Annotated in this window: 20 protein-coding genes; 17 read left to right on the forward strand and 3 right to left on the reverse strand. The window is 63.0% G+C overall.

Going from position 1 to position 20,784, the window contains the following annotated elements; genetic code table 11:
- Window positions 1-331: FadR/GntR family transcriptional regulator (locus AC1D1P_RS02180; protein ID WP_477671950.1), on the reverse strand; the 331-nt coding region annotated here is incomplete at its 3' end.
- A 123-nt stretch (window positions 332-454) separates the two neighbouring features.
- Here AC1D1P_RS02180 and AC1D1P_RS02185 point away from each other — a divergent pair.
- The 14 genes from AC1D1P_RS02185 (at window position 455) to AC1D1P_RS02250 (ending at window position 14,705) form a co-directional block, all read left to right on the forward strand.
- The gene (locus AC1D1P_RS02185; protein ID WP_477668476.1) at window positions 455-1,189 is read left to right on the forward strand and encodes an SDR family oxidoreductase; all 735 of its coding nucleotides are present in this window, start codon (window positions 455-457) and stop codon (window positions 1,187-1,189) included.
- Window positions 1,186-1,932, forward strand: coding sequence for an SDR family NAD(P)-dependent oxidoreductase (locus AC1D1P_RS02190; protein WP_477671951.1), 747 nt, complete (start codon window positions 1,186-1,188; stop codon window positions 1,930-1,932). The genes AC1D1P_RS02185 and AC1D1P_RS02190 overlap by 4 nt, the downstream gene beginning before the upstream one ends.
- 23 nt (window positions 1,933-1,955) lie before the next feature.
- A complete protein-coding gene (locus tag AC1D1P_RS02195) occupies window positions 1,956-2,804 on the forward strand; it encodes a fumarylacetoacetate hydrolase family protein (protein WP_477668474.1) in 849 nt (282 codons plus the stop codon).
- Between the two features lie 253 nt (window positions 2,805-3,057).
- Window positions 3,058-3,777: a TetR/AcrR family transcriptional regulator gene (locus tag AC1D1P_RS02200; protein WP_477648938.1), complete on the forward strand. Its 720-nt coding sequence runs from the start codon at window positions 3,058-3,060 to the stop codon at window positions 3,775-3,777.
- A gap of 16 nt (window positions 3,778-3,793) precedes the next feature.
- Window positions 3,794-5,590 (forward strand): acyl-CoA dehydrogenase C-terminal domain-containing protein, encoded by a 1,797-nt coding sequence (locus AC1D1P_RS02205; RefSeq protein ID WP_477671952.1) that lies wholly within the window; start codon window positions 3,794-3,796, stop codon window positions 5,588-5,590.
- Window positions 5,591-5,619: 29 nt separating this feature from the next.
- Window positions 5,620-6,054 carry a DUF2147 domain-containing protein gene (locus tag AC1D1P_RS02210; RefSeq protein ID WP_477671953.1) on the forward strand — a complete coding sequence of 145 codons (435 nt, stop codon included), beginning with the start codon at window positions 5,620-5,622 and terminating at the stop codon, window positions 6,052-6,054.
- A 24-nt stretch (window positions 6,055-6,078) separates the two neighbouring features.
- Window positions 6,079-6,963, forward strand: coding sequence for an alpha/beta hydrolase family protein (locus AC1D1P_RS02215; RefSeq protein ID WP_477671954.1), 885 nt, complete (start codon window positions 6,079-6,081; stop codon window positions 6,961-6,963).
- A gap of 2 nt (window positions 6,964-6,965) precedes the next feature.
- Window positions 6,966-9,380: a 3-hydroxyacyl-CoA dehydrogenase/enoyl-CoA hydratase family protein gene (locus AC1D1P_RS02220; RefSeq protein ID WP_477671955.1), complete on the forward strand. Its 2,415-nt coding sequence runs from the start codon at window positions 6,966-6,968 to the stop codon at window positions 9,378-9,380.
- A gap of 17 nt (window positions 9,381-9,397) precedes the next feature.
- On the forward strand, window positions 9,398-9,904 hold the full coding sequence (locus AC1D1P_RS02225) for a DUF4442 domain-containing protein (protein ID WP_477671956.1): 507 nt from the start codon (window positions 9,398-9,400) through the stop codon (window positions 9,902-9,904).
- Between the two features lie 23 nt (window positions 9,905-9,927).
- On the forward strand, window positions 9,928-11,127 hold the full coding sequence (locus AC1D1P_RS02230; protein ID WP_477668468.1) for an acetyl-CoA C-acyltransferase: 1,200 nt from the start codon (window positions 9,928-9,930) through the stop codon (window positions 11,125-11,127).
- A gap of 90 nt (window positions 11,128-11,217) precedes the next feature.
- Window positions 11,218-12,075, forward strand: a complete 858-nt coding sequence (locus AC1D1P_RS02235) for an alpha/beta hydrolase family protein (protein WP_477671957.1) — start codon at window positions 11,218-11,220, stop codon at window positions 12,073-12,075.
- Window positions 12,076-12,118: 43 nt separating this feature from the next.
- The gene (locus tag AC1D1P_RS02240) at window positions 12,119-12,997 is read left to right on the forward strand and encodes an alpha/beta hydrolase family protein (RefSeq protein WP_477668466.1); all 879 of its coding nucleotides are present in this window, start codon (window positions 12,119-12,121) and stop codon (window positions 12,995-12,997) included.
- Between the two features lie 28 nt (window positions 12,998-13,025).
- Complete coding sequence (locus AC1D1P_RS02245) at window positions 13,026-13,850, forward strand: acyl-CoA thioesterase (RefSeq protein WP_477671958.1); 825 nt, start codon at window positions 13,026-13,028, stop codon at window positions 13,848-13,850.
- Window positions 13,851-13,907: 57 nt separating this feature from the next.
- Entirely contained in the window at window positions 13,908-14,705 is a 798-nt protein-coding gene (locus AC1D1P_RS02250) for an enoyl-CoA hydratase (protein ID WP_477668464.1), read from the forward strand.
- A gap of 114 nt (window positions 14,706-14,819) precedes the next feature.
- Here the strand turns inward: AC1D1P_RS02250 and AC1D1P_RS02255 are convergent, their stop codons facing one another.
- Window positions 14,820-15,803: a LysR substrate-binding domain-containing protein gene (locus AC1D1P_RS02255; RefSeq protein WP_477671959.1), complete on the reverse strand. Its 984-nt coding sequence runs from the start codon at window positions 15,801-15,803 to the stop codon at window positions 14,820-14,822.
- Between the two features lie 160 nt (window positions 15,804-15,963).
- Between AC1D1P_RS02255 and AC1D1P_RS02260 the strand changes: the two genes are divergently transcribed.
- From AC1D1P_RS02260 to hpaI, 3 genes are all read left to right on the forward strand, one after another.
- Window positions 15,964-16,980, forward strand: a complete 1,017-nt coding sequence (locus AC1D1P_RS02260) for a Bug family tripartite tricarboxylate transporter substrate binding protein (protein WP_477671960.1) — start codon at window positions 15,964-15,966, stop codon at window positions 16,978-16,980.
- A gap of 28 nt (window positions 16,981-17,008) precedes the next feature.
- On the forward strand, window positions 17,009-18,562 hold the full coding sequence (locus AC1D1P_RS02265) for a UxaA family hydrolase (protein WP_477668461.1): 1,554 nt from the start codon (window positions 17,009-17,011) through the stop codon (window positions 18,560-18,562).
- Window positions 18,563-18,636: 74 nt separating this feature from the next.
- On the forward strand, window positions 18,637-19,440 hold the full coding sequence (gene hpaI, locus AC1D1P_RS02270; protein WP_477671962.1) for a 4-hydroxy-2-oxoheptanedioate aldolase: 804 nt from the start codon (window positions 18,637-18,639) through the stop codon (window positions 19,438-19,440).
- A 149-nt stretch (window positions 19,441-19,589) separates the two neighbouring features.
- On the opposite strand, the gene AC1D1P_RS02275 is transcribed toward hpaI, so the two are convergent.
- Window positions 19,590-20,784, reverse strand: a 1,195-nt coding sequence (locus tag AC1D1P_RS02275) for an aldehyde dehydrogenase family protein (RefSeq protein ID WP_477671961.1), incomplete at its 5' end; no start/stop codon positions are given.

Raw genomic sequence — 20,784 nt, forward strand, 5'->3', positions numbered from 1 at the left:
CCACGCGGCGGGCGCGTATCAATTCAAGAGGACCCCATTCGTCCGGCGAGATCTGCGCGGCCCGGCCACTTCCATTGCCGTCGTGGCTGGCGGGCTTGCTTCGGTCCAGAACATAGACACCCGAGCCGGTGCGTACTTCGACCCAGCCTTCGACCTCCATCGCGATCAGCGCTTCGCGCACCGAAGGCCGGCTCACGCCCAACTGCCGTGCCAGGTCGCGCTCGGCGGGGAGACGTGCGCCCACGGCCCATTCGCCGGCCGAGATCAGCGTGCGCAACTGCTCGGCGATCTGGCGGTAAAGGCGTTGCGGTTCGACAGTTTGCAGGGGCATGGGGGAAAAGGATGAAAAGGTGGGGGCTTTAAGGGTTAGCCAGAATTGGACAAGTGGTAAGACCAATTGATAATCCCATGAAACCCCCGGGACAACATCCGGCAAAACCCTGTAGGAGTGAAGATGAGACTTGAAGGAAAAAAAGCGCTGGTGACCGCAGCCGGCCAGGGAATCGGCCATGCCACTGCGCTGGCGCTGGCGGCCGAAGGCGCGCAGGTCTGGGCCACCGACCTGAAGCCCGAGCTGCTGGAAAGCTACAAAGGGGCGGCCAACATCACGGCGCTGCCCCTGGACGTGCTGGACAAGGCGGCGATCCAGAAACTGGTAGGTGGCCTGCCGCCCATGGACATTCTTTTTAACTGCGCCGGTTTTGTCCACGGGGGCACAGCCCTGCAGGCCACCGATGCCGACCTTGAGTTCGCCTTCAACCTCAACGTGCGGGCCCAGTTCTGGATGATCCAGGCCGTGCTGCCCGGCATGCAGGCAAAAAAGGGCGGCAGCATTGTCAACATGGCCAGCGTCTGCAGCAGCATCAAAGGCCTGCCCAACCGGTTTGTGTATGGCACCACCAAGGCGGCCGTGATTGGCCTCACCAAAAGCGTCGCGGCCGACTTTGTGGCAGATGGCGTGCGCTGCAATGCAATTTGCCCTGGTACGGTAGACACGCCTTCGCTGCAGGACCGTATCAATGCCAACGAGGATCCCGTGGCGGCCCGCAAGGCCTTCATCGCACGCCAGCCGCTCGGGCGCCTGGCCCAGGCACATGAAATTGCGCCGCTGGTGGTCTTTCTGGCCAGCGACGAGGCTGCTTTCGTGACCGGCCAGGCCTACAACGTGGACGGCGGCATCACCATATGAACCAGCTGGACCTGAAAGGGCGCCATGCGGTCATCACCGGTGGTGYGGTCGGCCTGGGTTTTGCCGTGGCTCAGCGCATGCTGGCGTCGGGCGGCACGGTGACGCTGTGGGACATCAACCCCGAGGCACTGGCCGCGGCCAGGGGCGCGCTGGGCGCCGGGGTGCATACCGTGGCCGTCGATGTGGCCAGCCATGCCAGCGTGGTGGACGCGGTCCAGCAAACCGTTGCGCATAACCCGGCCATCGATGCGCTTGTCAACTCGGCCGGCATCACCGGCCCCAACGTCAAGCTGTGGGACTACCCGCCCGAGCAATGGATGCAGGTGCAGCAGGTCAACCTCAACGGCCTGTTCTTCTGCTGCCGTGAACTCGTGCCGCACATGCGTGCGCGCAACTATGGCCGCATCGTCAATATTGCCTCGGTGGCCGGCAAGGAGGGCAACCCGAATGCCAGCGCCTACAGCGCGAGCAAGGCCGCGGTGATCGCCCTGACAAAATCCCTCGGCAAGGAACTCGCCGATACCGGTGTACGCGTCAATTGCATCACACCGGCCGCGGTGAAAACGCCGATTTTTGAGCAGATGACGCCCGAGTTCATACAGTTCATGCTTTCTAAAATCCCCATGGGCCGCTTCGGAACGCCTGATGAGGTAGCCGCCATGGTTGGCTGGCTGTGCACTGAAGATTGCTCGTTCTCAACCGGCGCCGTTTTCGATCTGTCGGGCGGACGTTCTACATACTGAATCATTAACCAGAAGGAAAAACCATGAAACTCGTTCGCTATGGCAACCCCGGCAAGGAAAAGCCCGGCCTTATTGATGCCAATGGCAAGCTGCGCGACCTGAGCGCTGTCATCAAGGACATCGGCCCGGATCAGCTTGGCGATGCGGCGATTGCCAAACTGCGCAAGCTCAAGGCCGACAAGCTGCCGCTGGTCAAAGGCTCGCCGCGCTACGGCAGCCCGGTCAATGGCGTGCCCAAGTTCATCGCCATCGGCCTGAACTACGCCGACCATGCGGCCGAATCGGGCTTGCCGATTCCCGCCGAGCCGGTGGTTTTCATGAAGGCCACCAGCTGCATCCAGGGCCCGAACGATCCCATCATGCTGCCCAAGGGCTCGGTCAAGACCGACTGGGAAGTCGAGCTTGGCGTGATCATCGGCAAGACCGCGCGTTACGTGTCGCAAAAGGAGGCGCTCGACTACGTGGCCGGCTACTGCACCATCAACGACGTGAGCGAGCGCGAGTTCCAGATTGAGCGCGGCGGCACCTGGGACAAGGGCAAAGGTTGCGACACCTTCGGCCCGCTCGGCCCCTGGCTGGTCACGCGTGACGAAGTGCCCAACCCGCAAAAACTGGGCCTGTGGCTGGAGGTGAACGGCAAGCGCGTTCAAAAAGGCAACACCAAGACCATGATCTTCAGCGTCGCCAAGATCGTCAGCTACGTCAGCCAGTTCATGACGCTGGAGCCCGGCGACGTCATCACCACAGGCACACCGCCCGGCGTGGGCCTGGGCATGAAGCCGCCTGTGTACCTGAAGAAGGGCGACAAAATCTCCCTGGGCATCGAAGGCCTGGGTGAGCAGCACCAGGTGGTGGTGGCGTATAAAAAGTAACCCCCGTTCAGGCTCACTTCGTGTAGCCTGCTCCCCCCTTCCAGGGGGCGGTGCCTGGGGCCGGCGAAGCCGGACCCGCGGCCCCCACTGGTGAAATACCTTCATTGGGTTACGTCACTGAAGGGCTAGGTAGTTACCCTCCCTGGCGTTAGAACTGGGTCCCTATAAGCAGGGGCTAAACAACCCCTGCTTGCTGATGGTCATCAAAGTGTTGCAAAATAGAACGACCGTTCGTTTTATTTTGTAGCACCTCATGGCCATCACAGAACTTCCCGCTAAAGCCTCCCGCGCCCCGGCAACGGGCAGCGCCGTGGCCAAAAGCCAGCAAAAAGGCCAGCAGACCAAGGCCGCCATTGTGGACGCCGCCCTGGGCCTGGCCACACAGATCGGGCTGGAAGGCCTGAGCATAGGCGCGCTGGCTGAGGTCATGCGCATGAGCAAGTCGGGCGTGTTCGCCCATTTTGGCTCGCGCGAAGAGCTGCAGATCTCCGTCATCCGTGAATACCACGTGCGCTTTGAAGAAGAGGTTTTCTTCCCTGCCCTGCAGCAGCCGCGCGGCTTGCCTCGTCTGGCGGCGCTGTTTCATAACTGGATGAAACGCACCTCGCTTGAAATCGATTCGGGCTGCCTGTACATCAGCGGCGCCGTTGAATTTGACGACAGGCCCGGCCCGGTGCGCGACGCGCTGGCGGGCTCGGTTCGCACCTGGCTGGCGGCCATGTACCGCGCCGTGGTGCAGGCCAAAGAGGCCGGTCACCTGCATGCTGACGCTGATGAGCACCAGATGGCGTTTGAAATCCACGGCCTGATCCTGGCGCTGCACTACGAAGCCCGCTTCCTCAAGACACCGGGCTCCATGGACCGCGCCAATACCGGCTTTGCCAACATCCTGGCGCGCTATGGCAGCGACGCCTCCCTTTCCACCTTGCCGAAGAAAGCTTCCGGCAAGGCATCCCCTTCCAAACCAGTTTAAGCAAAAGGAATCCACCATGCCCCAGTACAGCCCGCCCCTGCGCGACATGCAATTCGTCATGCACGAAGTGCTCAAGGTCACCGATGAATTCAAGGCCATTCCCAAGCATGCAGACGTTGACGTGGACACCATCAACGCGGTACTCGAAGAAGCCGGCAAGTTCGCCGCCGAGGTGACCTTTCCGCTGAATATCAGCGGCGACGAAGAGGGCTGCAAGCTCGACAAGACCACGCACGAAGTCACGCCGCCCAAGGGCTTCAAGGAAGCCTACGCGCAGTACGTCGAAGGCGGCTGGGCCGCGCTCAGCTGCGACCCGGAATACGGCGGGCAGGGCCTGCCGTTTGTGCTGAACCAGTGCCTCTACGAAATGCTCAACTCGGCCAACCAGGCCTGGACCATGTACCCGGGCCTGTCGCACGGCGCCTATGAAGCCCTGCATGCGCACGGCACCGACGAGCAGAAAAAACTCTACCTGCCCAAGCTCACCAGCGGCGAATGGACGGGCACCATGTGCCTGACCGAGCCGCATTGCGGCACCGACCTGGGCCTGTTGCGCACCAAGGCCGAGCCGCAGCCTGACGGCACCTACCGCCTGACCGGCAACAAGATCTTCATCAGTGCCGGTGAACACGACATGGCCGCCAACATCGTGCACCTGGTGCTGGCCCGCCTGCCTGACGCGCCCCAAGGCAGCAAGGGCATCAGCCTCTTCGCCRTGCCCAAGTTCAACATCAATAAGGACGGCGCCCTCGGTTCGCGCAACGGCATCTACTGCGGCGGCCTGGAGCACAAGATGGGCATCCACGGCAACGCCACCGCGCAGATGGTGCTCGAAGACGCTGTCGGCACCATGGTGGGCGCGCCCAACAAGGGCCTGGCCGCCATGTTCGTGATGATGAATGCCGCCCGCCTGGGCGTGGGCAACCAGTCACTGGGCCTGACCGAAGTGGCCTTTCAAAATGCGCTGGCCTACGCCAAAGACCGCATCCAGATGCGTTCGCTCTCCGGCGTCAAGGCCAAAGACAAACCGGCTGACCCCATCATCGTGCACCCCGATGTGCGCAAGATGCTGCTGACAGCCAAGGCCTATGCCGAGGGCGGCCGCGCGCTGGCGATTTACTGCACGCTGCTGCTCGACAAGGAACTGCACCACCCCGACGAAAAAGTGCGCAAGGATTCCGGCGAAATCGTCGCCCTGCTCACGCCCATCGTCAAAGCCTTCCTGACCGACAACGGCCACATCTCCACCAACGCCTGCATGCAGGTCTTCGGCGGCCACGGTTTCATTAAAGAGTGGGGCATGGAACAGTTTGTGCGCGACAACCGCATCAACATGATTTACGAAGGCACCAACACCATCCAGTCGCTGGACCTGCTGGGCCGCAAGGTACTGGGCAACAACGGCGCCACGCTGAAGAAATTCGGCAAGGTCATCGGCGCGCTGATCGCCGAGGAAGGCGTCAACGAGAAGATGGCCGAGTTCATCAACCCGCTGGCTTATCTGGCCGACCAGATGACCAAGTTCACCACCGAGCTGGGCTTCAAGGGCTTCCAGAACCCCGACGAAGTGGGCGCTGCCGCCGTCGATTACCTGCGCGTGGCCGGCCACTTGGTGTTTGGCTACTTCTGGGCATTGATGGCGCAAACCGCGCTGCGTGAAATCGCCGCGGGCAACACCGACAAGTTCTATGTAGCCAAACTGCAGACCGCACGTTTTTACTTCGCCAAGCTGTTCCCCGAAACCGCAACGCTGATGCGCACCGCACGCTCGGGCAGCAAGGCGCTGATGGAAACCGACGAAGCGCTGGCCTGAGTCTTTTGAACAAATCAACGGGAGACACCATGAAACGCAAACTGCTGATGATCGTTTTGGGCTTGATGGCTATCCCGGCGCTGGCCCAGAACACGCCGGTCGGCCTCTGGCGCGGCTTTGATGAAAAAACCGGCGATCCCAAAGTCGAAATCCGCATTGCTGAAGCCGGCGGTGTGCTGAACGGCAAAGTCGAAAAGCGCCTGTCCCCCGGCGCGAAATCCGACGACGTTTGCACCGAATGCTCCGACGACCGCAAGGACAAGCCGCGCTTGGGCCTTGAGATCATTCGGGGTGCCAAGAAGTCACCCGATGGCGACGTCTGGGAAGGCGGCAAGATTCTTGACCCGGACAACGGCAAAAGCTACTCCCTCAAGATGACCCCGATTGAGGGTGRCAAGAAGATGGAAGTCCGCGGCTCCATCGGGCCTTTTGGCCKCACCCAAACCTGGGTGCGTGTGCAATGAACATGCTGAAAGTTCGGGCAAGCCATGGGTGAAGCAATTTCCCGTTTGCGGTCACTGCCTTTCGGTGCCGGTGGCAGCACTCCGCCGGCCGCGCGCCGCTGGTGGGGGCACCACCTGCTGAAAAAGCCGTTTTTCGGCCGCTTCATGAAACCCTGGCGCTGGCCCGCGGACGTGCCGCAAGAAGGCTGGGAGCGGGTACAGATTGCAAGCCGCAGCACGAGCTGGCTGGAGGCCATCGTCGCGCGCACGCCGCTACCGGCGCGTGGCGTGGTGGTGTGTGCCCATCCCATGGGTTTCGCTTGCAAGGGCTTCTGGTTGCGCCACGGCCATGCCCAGGCGTTGCTGGACGCAGGCTTTCATGTGGTGGCTTTCGACTTCAACGGTTTCGGTGAAAGCCCGTCGACCAACTTCGATTACCCCGGTGACGTGATATCGGTGGGCTGCTGGGCGCGTGGCGCTTTTGCCGGGCTGCCGGTGCATGCGCTAACGGCATCTTTCGGCGCGATCAATACGCTGAGCGCCATTGATGAAGCGGATTTTCCCTATGACAAGGTGGTGGCCGAAGCCTGCTCGCCCACCTTGCCCGATTTCTGGAAAGCCTACCCTGTTGCCCATGCGGTGCTCAACATAAGCCGGCGCATCAATCCGCAGGGCGAGCTGCGCCTGCGGCCCGTACACCACCTTGCCAACATGCGCGACGTGGACGTGCTGCTGATCCACAGCCGGGGCGATCGCTGGACGCCGGTGCATTTCGGCGATGCCTTGCAGAAGGCTGCTTCACGGCCTGAACGCATCCAGCGCCTGATCCTCGAACGCGCCGACCACACCCACGGCATGCGCGACGAGCCGCAGCGCTATTGGGGCGCGGTGCTCGAATTTTTCAACCAGTCATCTCCCACAAGGTCTTAACCATGTCACGATTCCAAGTCAAAAAAGTCGCCGTGCTCGGCGCCGGCGTTATGGGTGCGCAGATCGCCGCCCACCTGGTCAACGTCAAGGTGCCGGTGGTGCTGTTCGACCTCGCCGCCAAGGAAGGTCCGAAGAACGGCATCGTCATCAAGGCAGTCGAAGGCCTCAAGAAGCTCAAACCCGCCCCGTTGGGCGTGCCAGAAGACGCGGCGTTGATCCAGCAGGCCAACTACGAAGAGAACATGGAGCTGCTCAGGGAGTGCGACCTCATCATCGAGGCGATTGCCGAGCGCATGGACTGGAAGACCGACCTGTACCACAAGATCGCGCCCTTCATTGCCGAAGGTGCCATCGTGGCCAGCAACACCTCGGGCCTGTCAATCACCAAGCTCAGCGAGGCGCTGCCTGAATCCATCAAGCCGCGCTTTTGCGGCATTCATTTCTTCAACCCGCCGCGCTACATGACGCTGGTGGAGCTGATCAACACGCCGACCACCGAACCCAAGGTGCTGGACGACCTGGAGGCCTTTGTCACCAGCGCGCTGGGCAAGGGCGTGATCCGTGCGCACGATACGCCCAACTTCATCGCCAACCGCGTGGGTATCGCCAGCATGCTGGCCACCATCAAGGAGGCCGAAACTTTCGGTCTGACCTATGACGTGGTCGATGACCTCACCGGCAAGAAGCTGGGCCGCGCCAGCTCAGGCACCTTCCGCACCGCCGACGTGGTGGGCCTGGACACCATGGCCCACGTCATCAAGACGCTGCAAGACAACCTTGGCCCCGGCAAGGTAGAAGACCCGTTTTCCGATGTCTACGGCACGCCACCCGTGCTGGCCAAGCTGCTTGAATCGAAAAGCCTGGGCCAGAAGACCGGCGCCGGTTTCTACAAAAAACAGGGCCGCGACATCCTGCGCCTGGACCCCGAGAGCATGGAATACGTGCCCGCCGGCGCCAAGGCCAATGAAGTCGTGGGCCGAATGCTGAAAAAGCCCGCGGGCGAGCGCCTCAAGCTTTTGCGCGAGGCCGAGGGCGCGGAAGCGCGCTTCCTCTGGGCCATCCTGCGCGACCAGTTCCATTACGCGGCCGTGCACCTGGAAAGCATTGCCGAAACCGCACGCGACATCGACTTCGCCATGCGCTGGGGTTTTGGTTCCAAGCAAGGCCCCTTCGAGTTGTGGCAGCAAGCCGGCTGGAAGCAGGTCGCTACCTGGATCCAGGAAGACATTGACGCCGGCAAGGCGCTGTCCAAAGCGCCGCTGCCTGACTGGGTGTTCAAGGGTCCGGTGGCCGACGCCGGTGGCGTGCATACGGCCGAAGGTTCGTGGAGCGCTTCAGCCAAAAAATTCATCCCGCGCCGCCAGCTGCCGGTCTATGAGCGCCAGTTCTTCCCCGAAGACGTGCTCGGCGCCAAGGCGCCCGCGTTCGAGACGGCAGGCACCACGCTGCATGAAGACGACGCGATCCGCCTCTGGACGCTGGACGGTGTGAATGGCGACGTGCTGATCGCCAGCATCAAGACCAAGATGCATGCCATCAGCCCCGACGTGGCTGAAGGTTTGGCGATGGGTGTGGACCTGGCCGAGAAAAGCTACAAGGGCATGGTCATCTGGTCCAACGACGAGATGTTCTCCGCAGGCGCCGACCTGCAGGCCATGCTGCCCGCCTTCATGATGGGCGGCGCCAAGGCGATTGAAGGGGCAGAGGCCGAACTGCAGAACGTGATGCTCAAGCTGCGTTACGCGGCCGTGCCTGTGGTGTCGGCCATTCGCGGCCTGGCGCTGGGTGGCGGCTGCGAAATGGCGGTGTATTCAGCCAAGCGCGTGGCTGCGATGGAAAGCTACATCGGCCTGGTCGAAGTCGGCGTGGGTCTGGTGCCCGGCGCCGGCGGCCTGACCTACATCGCGCGCCGCGCCGCGGAAAACGCCAGCACTTCGACCAACAAGGACATCCTGCCCTTCCTGACCGAAGGCTTTACCGCCGCGGCCATGGCCAAGGTCGGCACCAGCGCGATCGAAAGCCGCAAGATCGGTTATCTGCTCGACAGTGACGTGATCGTGCCGAACAAGGACGAGCTGCTGTTCGTCGCGCTGAACGAAGCGCGCGCACTGTTCAATTCGGGCTACCGCGCGCCGCACAAGCGCCAGTTCCCGGTGGTGGGCCGCAGCGGCCTGGCCACCATCAAGGGCCAGCTGGTCAACATGCGCGACGGCGGCTTTATCAGCGCGCACGACTTCCACATCGCCAGCCTGATCGCGAACGTGGTTTGCGGCGGTGACGTGGATGCAGGCACGCTGGTGACTGAAGAGTATTTGATGACCTTGGAGCGCAAGGCCTTCTGCTCGTTGCTGGAGCACCCCAAAACCCAGGAGCGAATCATGGGAATGATGAGCACCGGCAAACCTGTTCGTAACTGATGACCGACCAATCCGCCATGAGCGATCAACAACCCAACCGTCTGGCGCGGCAGCTGCAGCGGCTTGAGGAAGTACCGGCSTTTGCSCGSGGCTGGTTYCGCAGCGTGGTGCTGCGYCGCGCTGTGCCWTTTACCGGMACCGCCGGCCTGGACTTTATTGAGATGGGCACTGGCCGGGTCGAGATCGGCATCAAAAACGAGAAGAAGGTGCAGAACCACATAGGCGGCGTGCATGCCTCGGCCATGAACTTGCTGGCCGAAACCGCCACCGGCATGGTGGTGGGCATGAATGTGCGCGACGACTGCATTCCGCTGGCCAAGGAGCTGAAGATGGCGTTCAAGAAGCGCGCCACTGGCGCTCTGCGCGCCGTGGCCACGTTGAGCGACGAGCAGCGCGCGGCCATGCAGGCGAGCGACAAGGGTGAAGTCACCGTGCCGGTCATCGTGACCGATGAAGCCGGTATCAACCCGGTCGAATGCGAATTTGTCTGGGCCTGGATTCCCTCCGGCCCACGGAAAAGTTAACTGAGAAATTGAAGGAAACCATCATGGCCAAACAAGTCCAGGAAGCCTACATCGTCGCCGCCACCCGCACGCCCATCGGGCGCTCGGGCCGCGGCTATTTCCGCAACATGCGGCCCGACGACCTGCTGGTCAAGGCGCTGCAGGCGGCGCTGGCGCAAGTGCCTTCGCTGGATCCGAAGGCGATTGAAGACATCATCTGCGGCTGCGCTATCCCGGAAGGCCCGCAAGGCCTGAACGTGGCACGCATTGGCGCGGTGCTGGCGGGCCTGCCCACCAGCGTGGGCGGCATCACCGTCAACCGTTTTTGCGCCTCCGGCCTGTCGGCCATCCAGATGGCGGCCGACCGCATCCGCGTGGGCGAAGCCGACGTGATGATCGCCGCCGGCACCGAGAGTATGAGCATGGTGCCCATGTCGGGCAACTCGCCCTCGCTCTCGCCCAGTATGTTCATGAACGACGAGAACGTCGGCATCGCCTATGGCATGGGCCTGACGGCCGAGAAGGTCGCCCAGCAATGGAAAGTCTCGCGCGAAGCGCAGGACCAGTTCGCACTCGAGTCGCACCTCAAGGCCATCAAGGCGCAGCAGGCTGGCGAATTCGCCAACGAGATCACGCCCGTCGAAGTGACCGACCGCACCGCCAACCTGGAAACCGGTGAAGTCGTCGCCAAGACCCGCACGGTGAGCCTGGACGAAGGCCCGCGCCCCGACACCTCGCTCGAAGGCCTGGCCAAACTCAAGACGGTGTTTGCCGCGCGCGGCTCGGTCACCGCCGGCAACAGTTCGCAAACGTCGGACGGCGCGGGTGCGCTGGTGCTGGCCAGCGAAAAGGCGGTCAAGGACTTCGGCCTGAAGCCGCTGGCCCGCTTTGTGAGCTACGCCGCCAAGGGTGTGCCGCCCGAGATCATGGGCATAGGCCCCATCGAAGCCATTCCTGCCGCCTTGCGCTACGCCGGCCTCAAGCAGGAAGACATCGACTGGTTCGAACTGAATGAAGCTTTTGCTGCGCAGTCGCTGGCCGTCATCAACACGCTCAAGCTCGATGCCAGCAAGGTCAACCGCATGGGCGGCGCGATCGCGCTGGGCCATCCCCTGGGCGCGACCGGTGCGATCCGCGCCGCGACGGTGATCCATGCGTTGCATCGCCACCAGCTCAAGTACGGCATGGTCACGATGTGCGTGGGGATGGGTCAGGGCGCTGCGGGTATTTTCGAGCGCGTGTAAGGCCGTCGGCGGCGGCCCCACTGTCGCGCTTGCGGCAGCGGTTATGGCAGCTGCGGGGCAGACTGGGCTTTTCCTGACTGGAGACAGAAGATGGAGCGAATCACGGTTCTGACCCAGGACTCCTGGGCGCTGGCAGCGACGGTGTTTGCAGCGGATCTCGCGGGAGGCGAGGCCCGCGGCGGTGTACTGCTGGCCGGTGCAATGGCCACGCCCCAGCAACATTACGAGCCCTTCGCCCGCTGGCTGGCCACGCAAGGCTTTACCGTGCTAACACTCGATTACCGCGGCACTTTTGCCTCCGGCGGTGAGCGCGTGGCGTCCACCGATGCCACCTTCGACACCTGGGGACAGCAGGACGTGAGCGCCGCTGCCCGGTTCCTGCGGCAACGTGTGCCGGACCTTCCGCTTTACTACCTGGGGCACAGCCTGGGCGGGCAATTGTTTGCCAGCTCCGAAACTACGCACTTCTTTCAGCGTGCCGTGCTGGTTGCCAGTGGCAGCGGTTACTGGCCGCGCCTGCGCAAAGCGGTGCCGCGTTGGGGCCTGTTTGCCGCCACGCAGATCTGGGCGCCCTTGCTGGTACCGTTGTTCGGTTATTTCCCGGGCCGGAAACTGCGCAAGGTTGGCAACATTCCCGCAGGTGTGATGCGGCAATGGACGCGCTGGTGCCGCCATCCGGACTACCTGGCGCGTGAAGCCCATCAGCGTGAACGTTTTGAACGCGTGCAGACGCCCATCACCTACTTCAACTCAAGCGATGACGAGGTCTTTTCACAGTGGTCGTCAGACCGGTTTGTGGCCTTGTTCGGTGCGCGACGTGAACCGGTGCAATGCATGACCCTTGACCCGGGAAATCTGGGTGTCAGGCATATAGGCCACTTCGGCTACTTTCGCGACAAGCTGCGTGCCAGCTTCTGGCCCCAACTGGTGCAACACCTTCACGCGTGATGCGCGTGCCCGAGTTCAGTTCATCCATTTCCAGGAGCATGTGATGCAGATGCAGATCCTCAGTTCAGGCACGGCGCAACTGTCCACTCGCGTTTATGCGCCTTCTTCGCCTGCGCGTGCCAGCGTGGTCATCGGTGGCGCCATGGGGGTGCGGCAAGACTATTACGCACCGTTTGCGCAGTGGCTTTCTTCCCAGGGCTTTTGCGTCACCACTTTTGACTACCGGGGTTCGGGCGAGTCCTTGCCCAACACCGCCAGCGGCAGCCTGCGTGGTTTCAAGGCCGACCTGCTCGACTGGGCCGCCGACTATGAGGCTGTGGTGGATGCCGCCAAGGCAGCCTTGCCGGATGCACCGCTTTACCTGCTGGGTCACAGCCTAGGCGCGCAGCTGCCGGGTTTCCTGAAGAATCAGGACAAGATCGATGGCCTCGTCAGCATCGCGGCAGGAAGCGGGTACTGGCGCGACAACGCACCGCAGCTCAGGCGCCTGATTTTGTACTTCTGGTATGTGCTGGTGCCATTGGCCACGCGCCTTTGTGGTTATTTCCCCGGGCGCAGGTTAAAGAAAGTTGGCGACCTGCCAGCCGGCGTGATGCTGCAGTGGCGCAAGTGGTGCCTGGATCCGCACTACAGCGTGGGGGCCGAGGGAGAAAGCGCGCGGCTGAGTTATGGGCGGGTCAGTTTTCCGGTGACCGCGCTGTCCATGACAGATGACGAGCTGATGACCTGGCGCGGCACGCAAAACCTCATCAACCTGTACAGCAATGCACCGCGCAGCTTTGAACGCATCGCGCCGGCAGATCTCAAGGTCAGGCGCATCGGGCATTTTGGCTTCTTCCGGGAACAGTTCAACCAGACCTTGTGGCCCCGTGCCCAGCAGATCATCGACGGCATGACCGGTGCCGCCAAAGCCCCGGTTTGAACCGGAAAGCTCCATCACACCTGCCGACATGACAAGCACGCATTCTTTTGACGACGCGCTCAGGCTGGAAGCCGCCGGCAGCGACAGGCCCCACACCTGGCTGGGTCACAGCAGCCCCGCATACTGGAACATGGTGGGGCCGTTCGGCGGAACCACAGCGGCCACAGCCTTGCGTGCCATCCTGTTGCACCCGGCCCTGCTGGGCGAGCCGGTGGCGCTGACTGTGAACTACGCAGCGGCCATGGCAGAAGGCCCGTTCACCGTCACGGCCAGGCCGGCTCGCACCAACCGTTCCACCCAGCATTGGCTGGTGGAGTTGTCGCAGGACGGCGATGCCGGAGGCGCTGTGATGACCGCCACAGCCGTTACGGCTGCGCGCCGCGAGACCTGGAGTGCCAACGACACACCCATGCCCGCGGTCACGCTGGCCGACGCTTCAGGCAGGCTGCGGTTTTCGACCTCCGCATGGACGAATCGCTACGACATGCGGCCGGTGCGCGGCGCCATACCGCAGGTTTGGGACGGCAGCGGCGATGAAAGCCTCACGCAGCTGTGGGTGCGCGACGACCCGCCGCGGCCGCTCGATTTCCCGGCGCTGGCGGCCATGTCAGACGTGTTCTATCCGCGGGTCTGGCTGCGCCGTGCCACGCGTGTACCCGCCGGTACGGTGTCGATCACCACGTACTTCCACGCCGACGGCCGGCAATTGGCTGAATGCGGTGAAGGCTATTTGCTGGGGCAAGCCAGGGCCCAGGCCTTTCGCAATGGTTTCTTTGACCAGACCGCGCAGCTGTGGAGCGAAGCGGGCGTACTGCTGGCTACCAGTACGCAGGTTGTTTATTACAAAGAATAGGCCCGCGGGGGCAGCATGCATGGCTGGCCCCTACACTTGCGTCTTAACGGAAAACACATGAACACTCCCACCCCTATTTCCACCGGCAGCATTCCCGAAATCCTGAGCCACGTCGACGCGGGCGTGATGACCATCACGCTCAACCGTGTGGACAAAAAAAATTCCATCACCTCCGCCATGTATGGCGCCATGGCCGACGCACTGGAGTCGGCCCACCACGATGCAGCCGTGCGTGTGGTGGTGATCCAGGGGCATGAAACGATTTTTTCCGCCGGTAACGATATCGGCGATTTCCTGAACAAGCCGCCTTCAACGCCCGATTCGCCGGTCTTCCGTTTCCTGCGCGGCATCAGCAGCTTTCCCAAACCGCTGATAGCCGCTGTGTGCGGACCCGCAGTCGGCATAGGCACCACGCTGCTGCTGCATTGCGACCTGGTCTATGCGGGCGACAACGCCGCATTTTCCATGCCTTTCGTCAACCTGGGCCTGTGTCCTGAAGCTGCGTCGAGCTTTCTGGTGCCGCAGCTCATGGGTTACCCGCGCGCCGCCGAGGCACTGCTGCTAGGCGAACCCTTCATGGCCGAGACCGCACTGGAAATCGGGCTGATCAACCGCATCGTGCCGCCCGCCGAAGCCAATGCGCTGGCCCAGCGGCAGGCGCAAAAGCTGGTCGCCAAACCGCTCAGCGCGCTGATGGAAACCAAGCGCCTCATGAAAAAAGGCAACGCCACCGTGGTGGCCGAGCGGATGGCCGAAGAGGGTGCGAGCTTTGGCCGCATGCTGGGCGAACCCGCTGCGCGCGAAGCCTTCACCGCCTTTATGGAAAAGCGCCGGCCAGACTTCAGCGCAGTCTGAAGTCTGCGTCCGAAGGACGGGGCCGCGTAGCGGGCCGGCAGCTTTCGCTAAAAGCGCCGCCCGGTTTTTTCCGGGACCGGAAGAAGAGCACTCAGCTCCGGCTTACGCCGCGCTTCACCGCTTGTGTGCCGCGGGTTTGCGGCCCTTGGGTCGCAGAGCAGGCTGCCGGGCGGACTCCGCCGTCAGGCGCAGACAGTCCATCAATTGCTCACTGCTGGGTGTCAGCCGCCGTCCCCGCACGGTGATGAGTCCGACAGGCGGGAGTTCAATCGGAACCTCGATAGGCAGGACATCCAGCAGGCCTTCCCGCTGGAAGTGCAAGCCGACCGAGCGCGCCAGGAAGCCGGCCGCGTCACGCTGTTGCGCAAAGGTGCTAAGCGCCAGGAAAGACGATGTTTCGATGATGTCGGTGGGCGGATTCAGACCATGGCGAAAGAAGGTCTGTTCGATCTTCACGCGCAGCGATGCCCAGGGCGGGGGCAGCACGCAGGGTATGCCGGCCAGATCGCTCCAGCCTGGATTTTTCTTGCGCGCGAGTGCGTGGCCACGCTTGACCACCACCACCATGGGCTCGTCGAACAGGGCCTCCGTCACCAGATCGGGGGCGGCATAACCGGGCTCCAGGCGGCCGACGAACAGGTCCAGTTCGCCCATGCGAAGCCGGGGTAAAAGCCGCGTCAGGTCGCCTTCTTCCACCAGCACCGTCGCAAGGGTCGAGCGCTGCTTGAGCAGTTTGACGGCGCCGGCCAGCAGCACCGGCATCGCCGCCACCATCGAACCCACGCGGGTGCGTCCCGCCGCGCCGCTGGCCACGGCGGAGATTTCATCGCGCGTGCGCTCGTACTCGGCCAGCACCGAACGGGCAAACCGGACGATGGCCTCGCCGCTGGAGGTCGGTTCGGTGCCGCGGGTGGAGCGGTCAAAGAGGGCCAGCCCAAGCATGCTTTCGACTTCGGCCAGCATTTTCGACACGGCGGGCTGGCTGACCGACAGGAACTCGGCGGTTCGGCCCAGGTGGCGGAACTGGTCCAGCGCCACTACCAGTTGCAGGTGGCGCAGCTTGATGTTGGAACGCAGGACACGGTCAATCTGGGTCATGAATCATGTTAACCCAAAGGCTATGAAGCAATTCCATTATTCGATTGGATTGTTATGAAGAACATGGCAAGAATCGGGGCAACAAGAAATGCAGTCACGCAGCCGCCACGGTTGCCACCAATGCAGCAGCAACACATTCACCCAGAGGCAGACAAACCCCATGAAGACTTCCCCCCAGGTTTCCCCTTTTTCGTTTAACGCCAGGCGCCGCAGCCTGCTGATCGGCAGCGCCGTGGCCGGTGCTGCAGCGTTGGTAAAACCTTTGTGCGCCTTGGCCCAGGGCTACCCCGAGCGGCCCATTACCTTTATCTGCCCGTGGCCTGCCGGCGGCACTGCCGACCAGTCCATGCGCGCCCTGTGCCAGGTCGCCTCGCGCGTGCTGGGCCAGGCCATTGCGGTGGAAAACAAGGTGGGCGCTTCCGGCATGATCGGCACCAAGGCCATGGCCTCCGCCAGACCCGACGGCTACACCATCGGCCAGATCCCTATTTCCGTCACACGTTTTTCGCAGCTGGGCACGCTGCAGCTGGACCCGCTCAAGGACCTGACCTATCTGGCCCGAACCTCGGGCCAGACTTTCGGTATTGCTGCCCCCGCTGAATCGCGCTTCAAGTCGCTGCAGGAACTGGTGGCTTTTGCCAAGGCCAATCCCGGCAAGGTGACCTATGCCCATGCGGGCGTCGGCGGCGCCACGCATGTGGGCATGGAAGAGTTCGCGCTTGCCGCCGGCATCCAGTTCAATCATGTTCCCTACAAGGGCGGCGCCGAGGCATTACAGGCCGTGCTCGGCGGGCATGTGGACCTGCTGGCTGATTCCAGCTCCTGGGCGCCGCATGTCGAGGCGGGCAAGCTCAGGCTGCTGGCCACCTGGGGCGAGCGCCGCGCCTCGCGGTTCAAGGATGCGCCCACGCTCAAGGAGCTGGGCTACAACGTCGTGGTGGATGCACCCAACGGCATCGGTGCACCCAAGGGCCTGGACCCGGCCATTGCGATGAAGCTGCGCGAGGCCTTCCGTGTGGCCGTGGCCAGCCCCGAATTCAAGCAGGTGGCCGACAGGATCGATGCGCCGGTGCTTTACCTGGACGGGCCTGACTACGAGAAGTACGTCGCTGGCATGTACCAGAAAGAAACAGCCCTGATCGACAAGCTCAAGCTCAGGGAGCTGATGAAGAGCTAGAACCTTGGCCCGAACGCTGAACTGAACCATGACCGTTACCGCCCCTTTCATCACTTCCCTTGCCGTCAGCCCCTTGATCCGCCTGCATGCCAACGACAACGTGCTGGTCGCCAAAACCGTGCTGTCGCTGGGCCAGGAGTTGCCCGAAATCAGCGCACGCGCGCGCGCGCAGGTGCCCGCCGGGCACAAGATCGCGGCCCGCCGCATTGCGGAGGGCGAGCGCATCCTGAAGTACGACACGGTGATCGGCGTGGCTGCGCGCGACATCGAGGCGGGTGACTACGTGCATTCGCACAACATGGCACTGGTGGACTTTGAACGCGACCCGGCTTTCGGCCGGGACGTTCGGCCGGTGGACTATGTGCCGCAAGCCGAGCGCGCCACTTTCATGGGCTTTGTGCGCCCGGACGGCCGCGTGGGCACCCGCAATTTCATTGGCATCCTGTCTTCGGTCAACTGTTCCGCTACTGTCATCAAAAATATTGCCGCCCACTTCACCCCCGAACGGCTGGCAGCTTTTCCCCATGTGGACGGCGTGGCCGCCTTTGCGCAAACCAGCGGTTGCGGCATGTCTTCCCCCAGCGAGCATTTTGATGTGCTGCGCCGCACTCTGGCCGGCTACGCGCGCCATCCCAATCTGGCCGGTGTGTTGATCGTCGGCCTGGGCTGCGAGCGCAACCAGGTCTCGTCGCTGGTGGAGTCGCAAGGCCTGGAGACCAGCAAGCTCATGCGCACGATGGTGATGCAGGAGATCGGCGGCACCCGTGCCACGATAGAGGCTGGTATCGCCGCTATTTATGAAATGCTGCCAGAAGCGGATGCCGCCCGGCGTCAGGCAGTTCCCGCCAGTCATTTGAAGATCGGGCTTGAGTGCGGCGGCTCGGACGGCTTTTCGGGTATCACGGCCAACCCGGCCCTCGGCGCGGCCATGGATGTGCTGGTACGCCACGGCGGTACCGCCATCCTGTCCGAGACGCCTGAAATTCACGGCGTCGAATACATGCTGACCCGCCGCGCCGTCACGCCCGAAGTGGGGCAGAAGCTGCTGGACCGGCTGGCCTGGTGGGAAAAGTACACGGCGGGCCAGAACGCGCAGTTCAACGGCGTGGTCGGGCATGGCAACCAGGCGGGAGGACTTGCCAACATTTTCGAGAAGTCGCTGGGTTCGGCCATGAAAGGCGGTACCACGCCGCTGCAGGCCGTCTACGAATATGCCGAACCGATCACCCAGAACGGCTTTGTCTTCATGGACTCCCCCGGCTATGACCCGGTGGCATCCACCGGCCAGATCGCCAGCGGCGCCAACCTGATCTGCTTCACCACCGGCCGCGGCTCGATGTTCGGCTCCAAGCCCGCGCCCACCATCAAGCTGGCCAGCAACACGCCGATGTTCAAGCGCCTTGAAGAAGACATGGACATCAATTGCGGCGCCATCCTCGACGGCGAACTTGACGTTGCGCAGATGGGGCAACGGATTTTCGAACAGATCCTGCGCCACGCTTCGGGCGAGCCCACCAAAAGCGAGGCGCTGGGCCTGGGCGACCACGAATTCGTGCCCTGGCATCTGGGCATCGTGAGCTAGGGCCTGCCAACTTAACAGGCCGGGGTATGCAACACTGCGCCTTCTCGACCTTCAACTCTTTCAAGGATGAGTTCATGACTCCAGGCAATCCGTTCAAGGCAGCGCTTGCTCGCGGCCAGCAGCAAATCGGTTTGTGGCTTTCCATGGCTGACCCCTACCTTGCAGAAGTCAGCGCCACGGCCGGATTCGATTGGCTGCTGATCGACGGCGAACATGCGCCCAATGATCTGCGCAGCACGCTGGCCGCGCTCCAGGCTGTTGCGCCCTACCGCTCGCAGCCCGTGGTGCGTGCGGTGGCCGGTGATGTGCCGCTGATCAAGCAATTGCTCGATATCGGCGCGCAGAACCTGCTGATCCCCATGATCGACACCGCCGAGCAGGCACAGGCCATCGTCAACGCCACACGGTATCCACCCTTGGGCATCCGCGGCGTCGGCAGTGCTGTGGGGCGCGCTTCGCGTTGGAGCGCACGCACCGACTACCTCGACAAGGCCGACAGCGAGGTCTGCCTGATGGTGCAGGCGGAAACCGTCGCCGCTCTGGACAACCTGCAGGAAATTTGCGCCGTGGACGGAGTCGATGGCGTGTTCATCGGCCCAGCCGACCTGGCCGCTTCCATGGGCTTTCGCGGCAAGCCGGGCCACCCCGAAGTGCAGGCGGCGATCGAGCGGGCCATGAAAACCATCATCGCTTCGGGCAAGGCGGCCGGTACGCTGACTTCGGATCCGGCGCTCGCCAGGCGCTACCTGGCGCTGGGCTGCACCTTTGTGGCGACCGGCGTTGACGTCCTGGTCTATGCCAACGCCGTCAGGCGCCTGGCTTCGGACCTTGTTCCATCTGGTGGCGCACAGGCAGCAGCACCTGGCGCTGCCTACTGACGCCAATCTGCTGGAACAGGTGATCCGGAAAATCCGCAGTTTCTTTAAGTAAAAACGGAGTTCTGCCGGTGTGAATCAAGCGCAATAAGCTATCAAAAAGATAGCGATTGCGCCGACCTGCGCCAAGATTCCTTGATGCTCAAGATGTTCTAAATGTCAAAGCGGATGCCCTGCGCCAGCGGCAAGCTGCTGCCGTAGTTGACGGTGTTGGTCGCGCGGCGCATATAGGCCTTCCACGAATCCGATCCCGACTCGCGCCCGCCGCCGGTTTCTTTCTCGCCACCAAAGGCGCCGCCTATCTCCGCACCGCTGGTGCCGATGTTGACGTTCGCAATGCCGCAGTCGGAGCCACGCGCCGAAGTGAACTGTTCGGCCTCGCGCAGGTCCTGCGTGAAGACAGCCGACGACAAGCCGTGCACCACGGCATTGTTCAATGCAATGGCTTCGTCAAAATTGTCGTAAGGCACCACGTACAGAATCGGCGCGAAGGTTTCGTGCAGCATGGGGCCGGCCTGCTCCTTCAACTCCACGATGGCGGGGCGCACATAGTGGGCTGAGYCATCGCCCGGCTGGCGTTCACCGAAATGCACCGTGGCGCCCAGCTTCTTCGCTTCGCCCAGGGCCGACTGCATGGCGTCAAACGCGCGGCCGTCGATCAACGGGCCGACCAGCGTGCCGTCTTTCAGCGGGTTGCCAATGGGCAGGCGTTCAAACACAGCGACCAGGCGTTTGATCAGCTCCGGGTAAATCGAGCGGTGCACGATCAGGCGGCGCAGGCTGGTGCAGCGCTGGCCTGCGGTGCCCGCCGCCGCAAAAGCCGCGCCGCGCACTACAAGCTCGAGATTGGCCGAAGGGCAGACGATGGCGGCGTTGTTGCCGCCCAGCTCCAGTAGTGAGCGCTTGAAGAGGCCGGCGCAGGCAATCGCCACGTTCTTGCCCATGGCGGTAGAGCCGGTGGCGCTCACCAGTTTCACATGCAGGTGCTTGACCAGTGCCTCGCCGGTGGCGCGCTCGCCGATCAGCAGTTCGCTCAGGCCTTCGGTGGCCAGGCCCATGTCCTTCGCTGTTTGCAGCAGCAGGCCGTTGAGTGCGATGGCCGACAGCGGCGTTTTCTCGGAAGGCTTCCAGGCCAGCGTGTTGCCGCACACCAGCGCCAGCGCCGCGTTCCAGGCAAACACCGCCATCGGGAAGTTAAAGGCCGAGATGATGCCGACCACGCCCACAGGGTGCCAGGTTTCCAGCAGCTTGTGGTCGGGGCGTTCGCTGGCAATCGTCAGGCCGTAGAGCTGGCGTGACAGGCCGACCGCGAACTCGCAGATGTCGATGACTTCCTGCACCTCGCCC

This window comes from Polaromonas sp. P1_E1_2 (assembly GCF_056406035.1).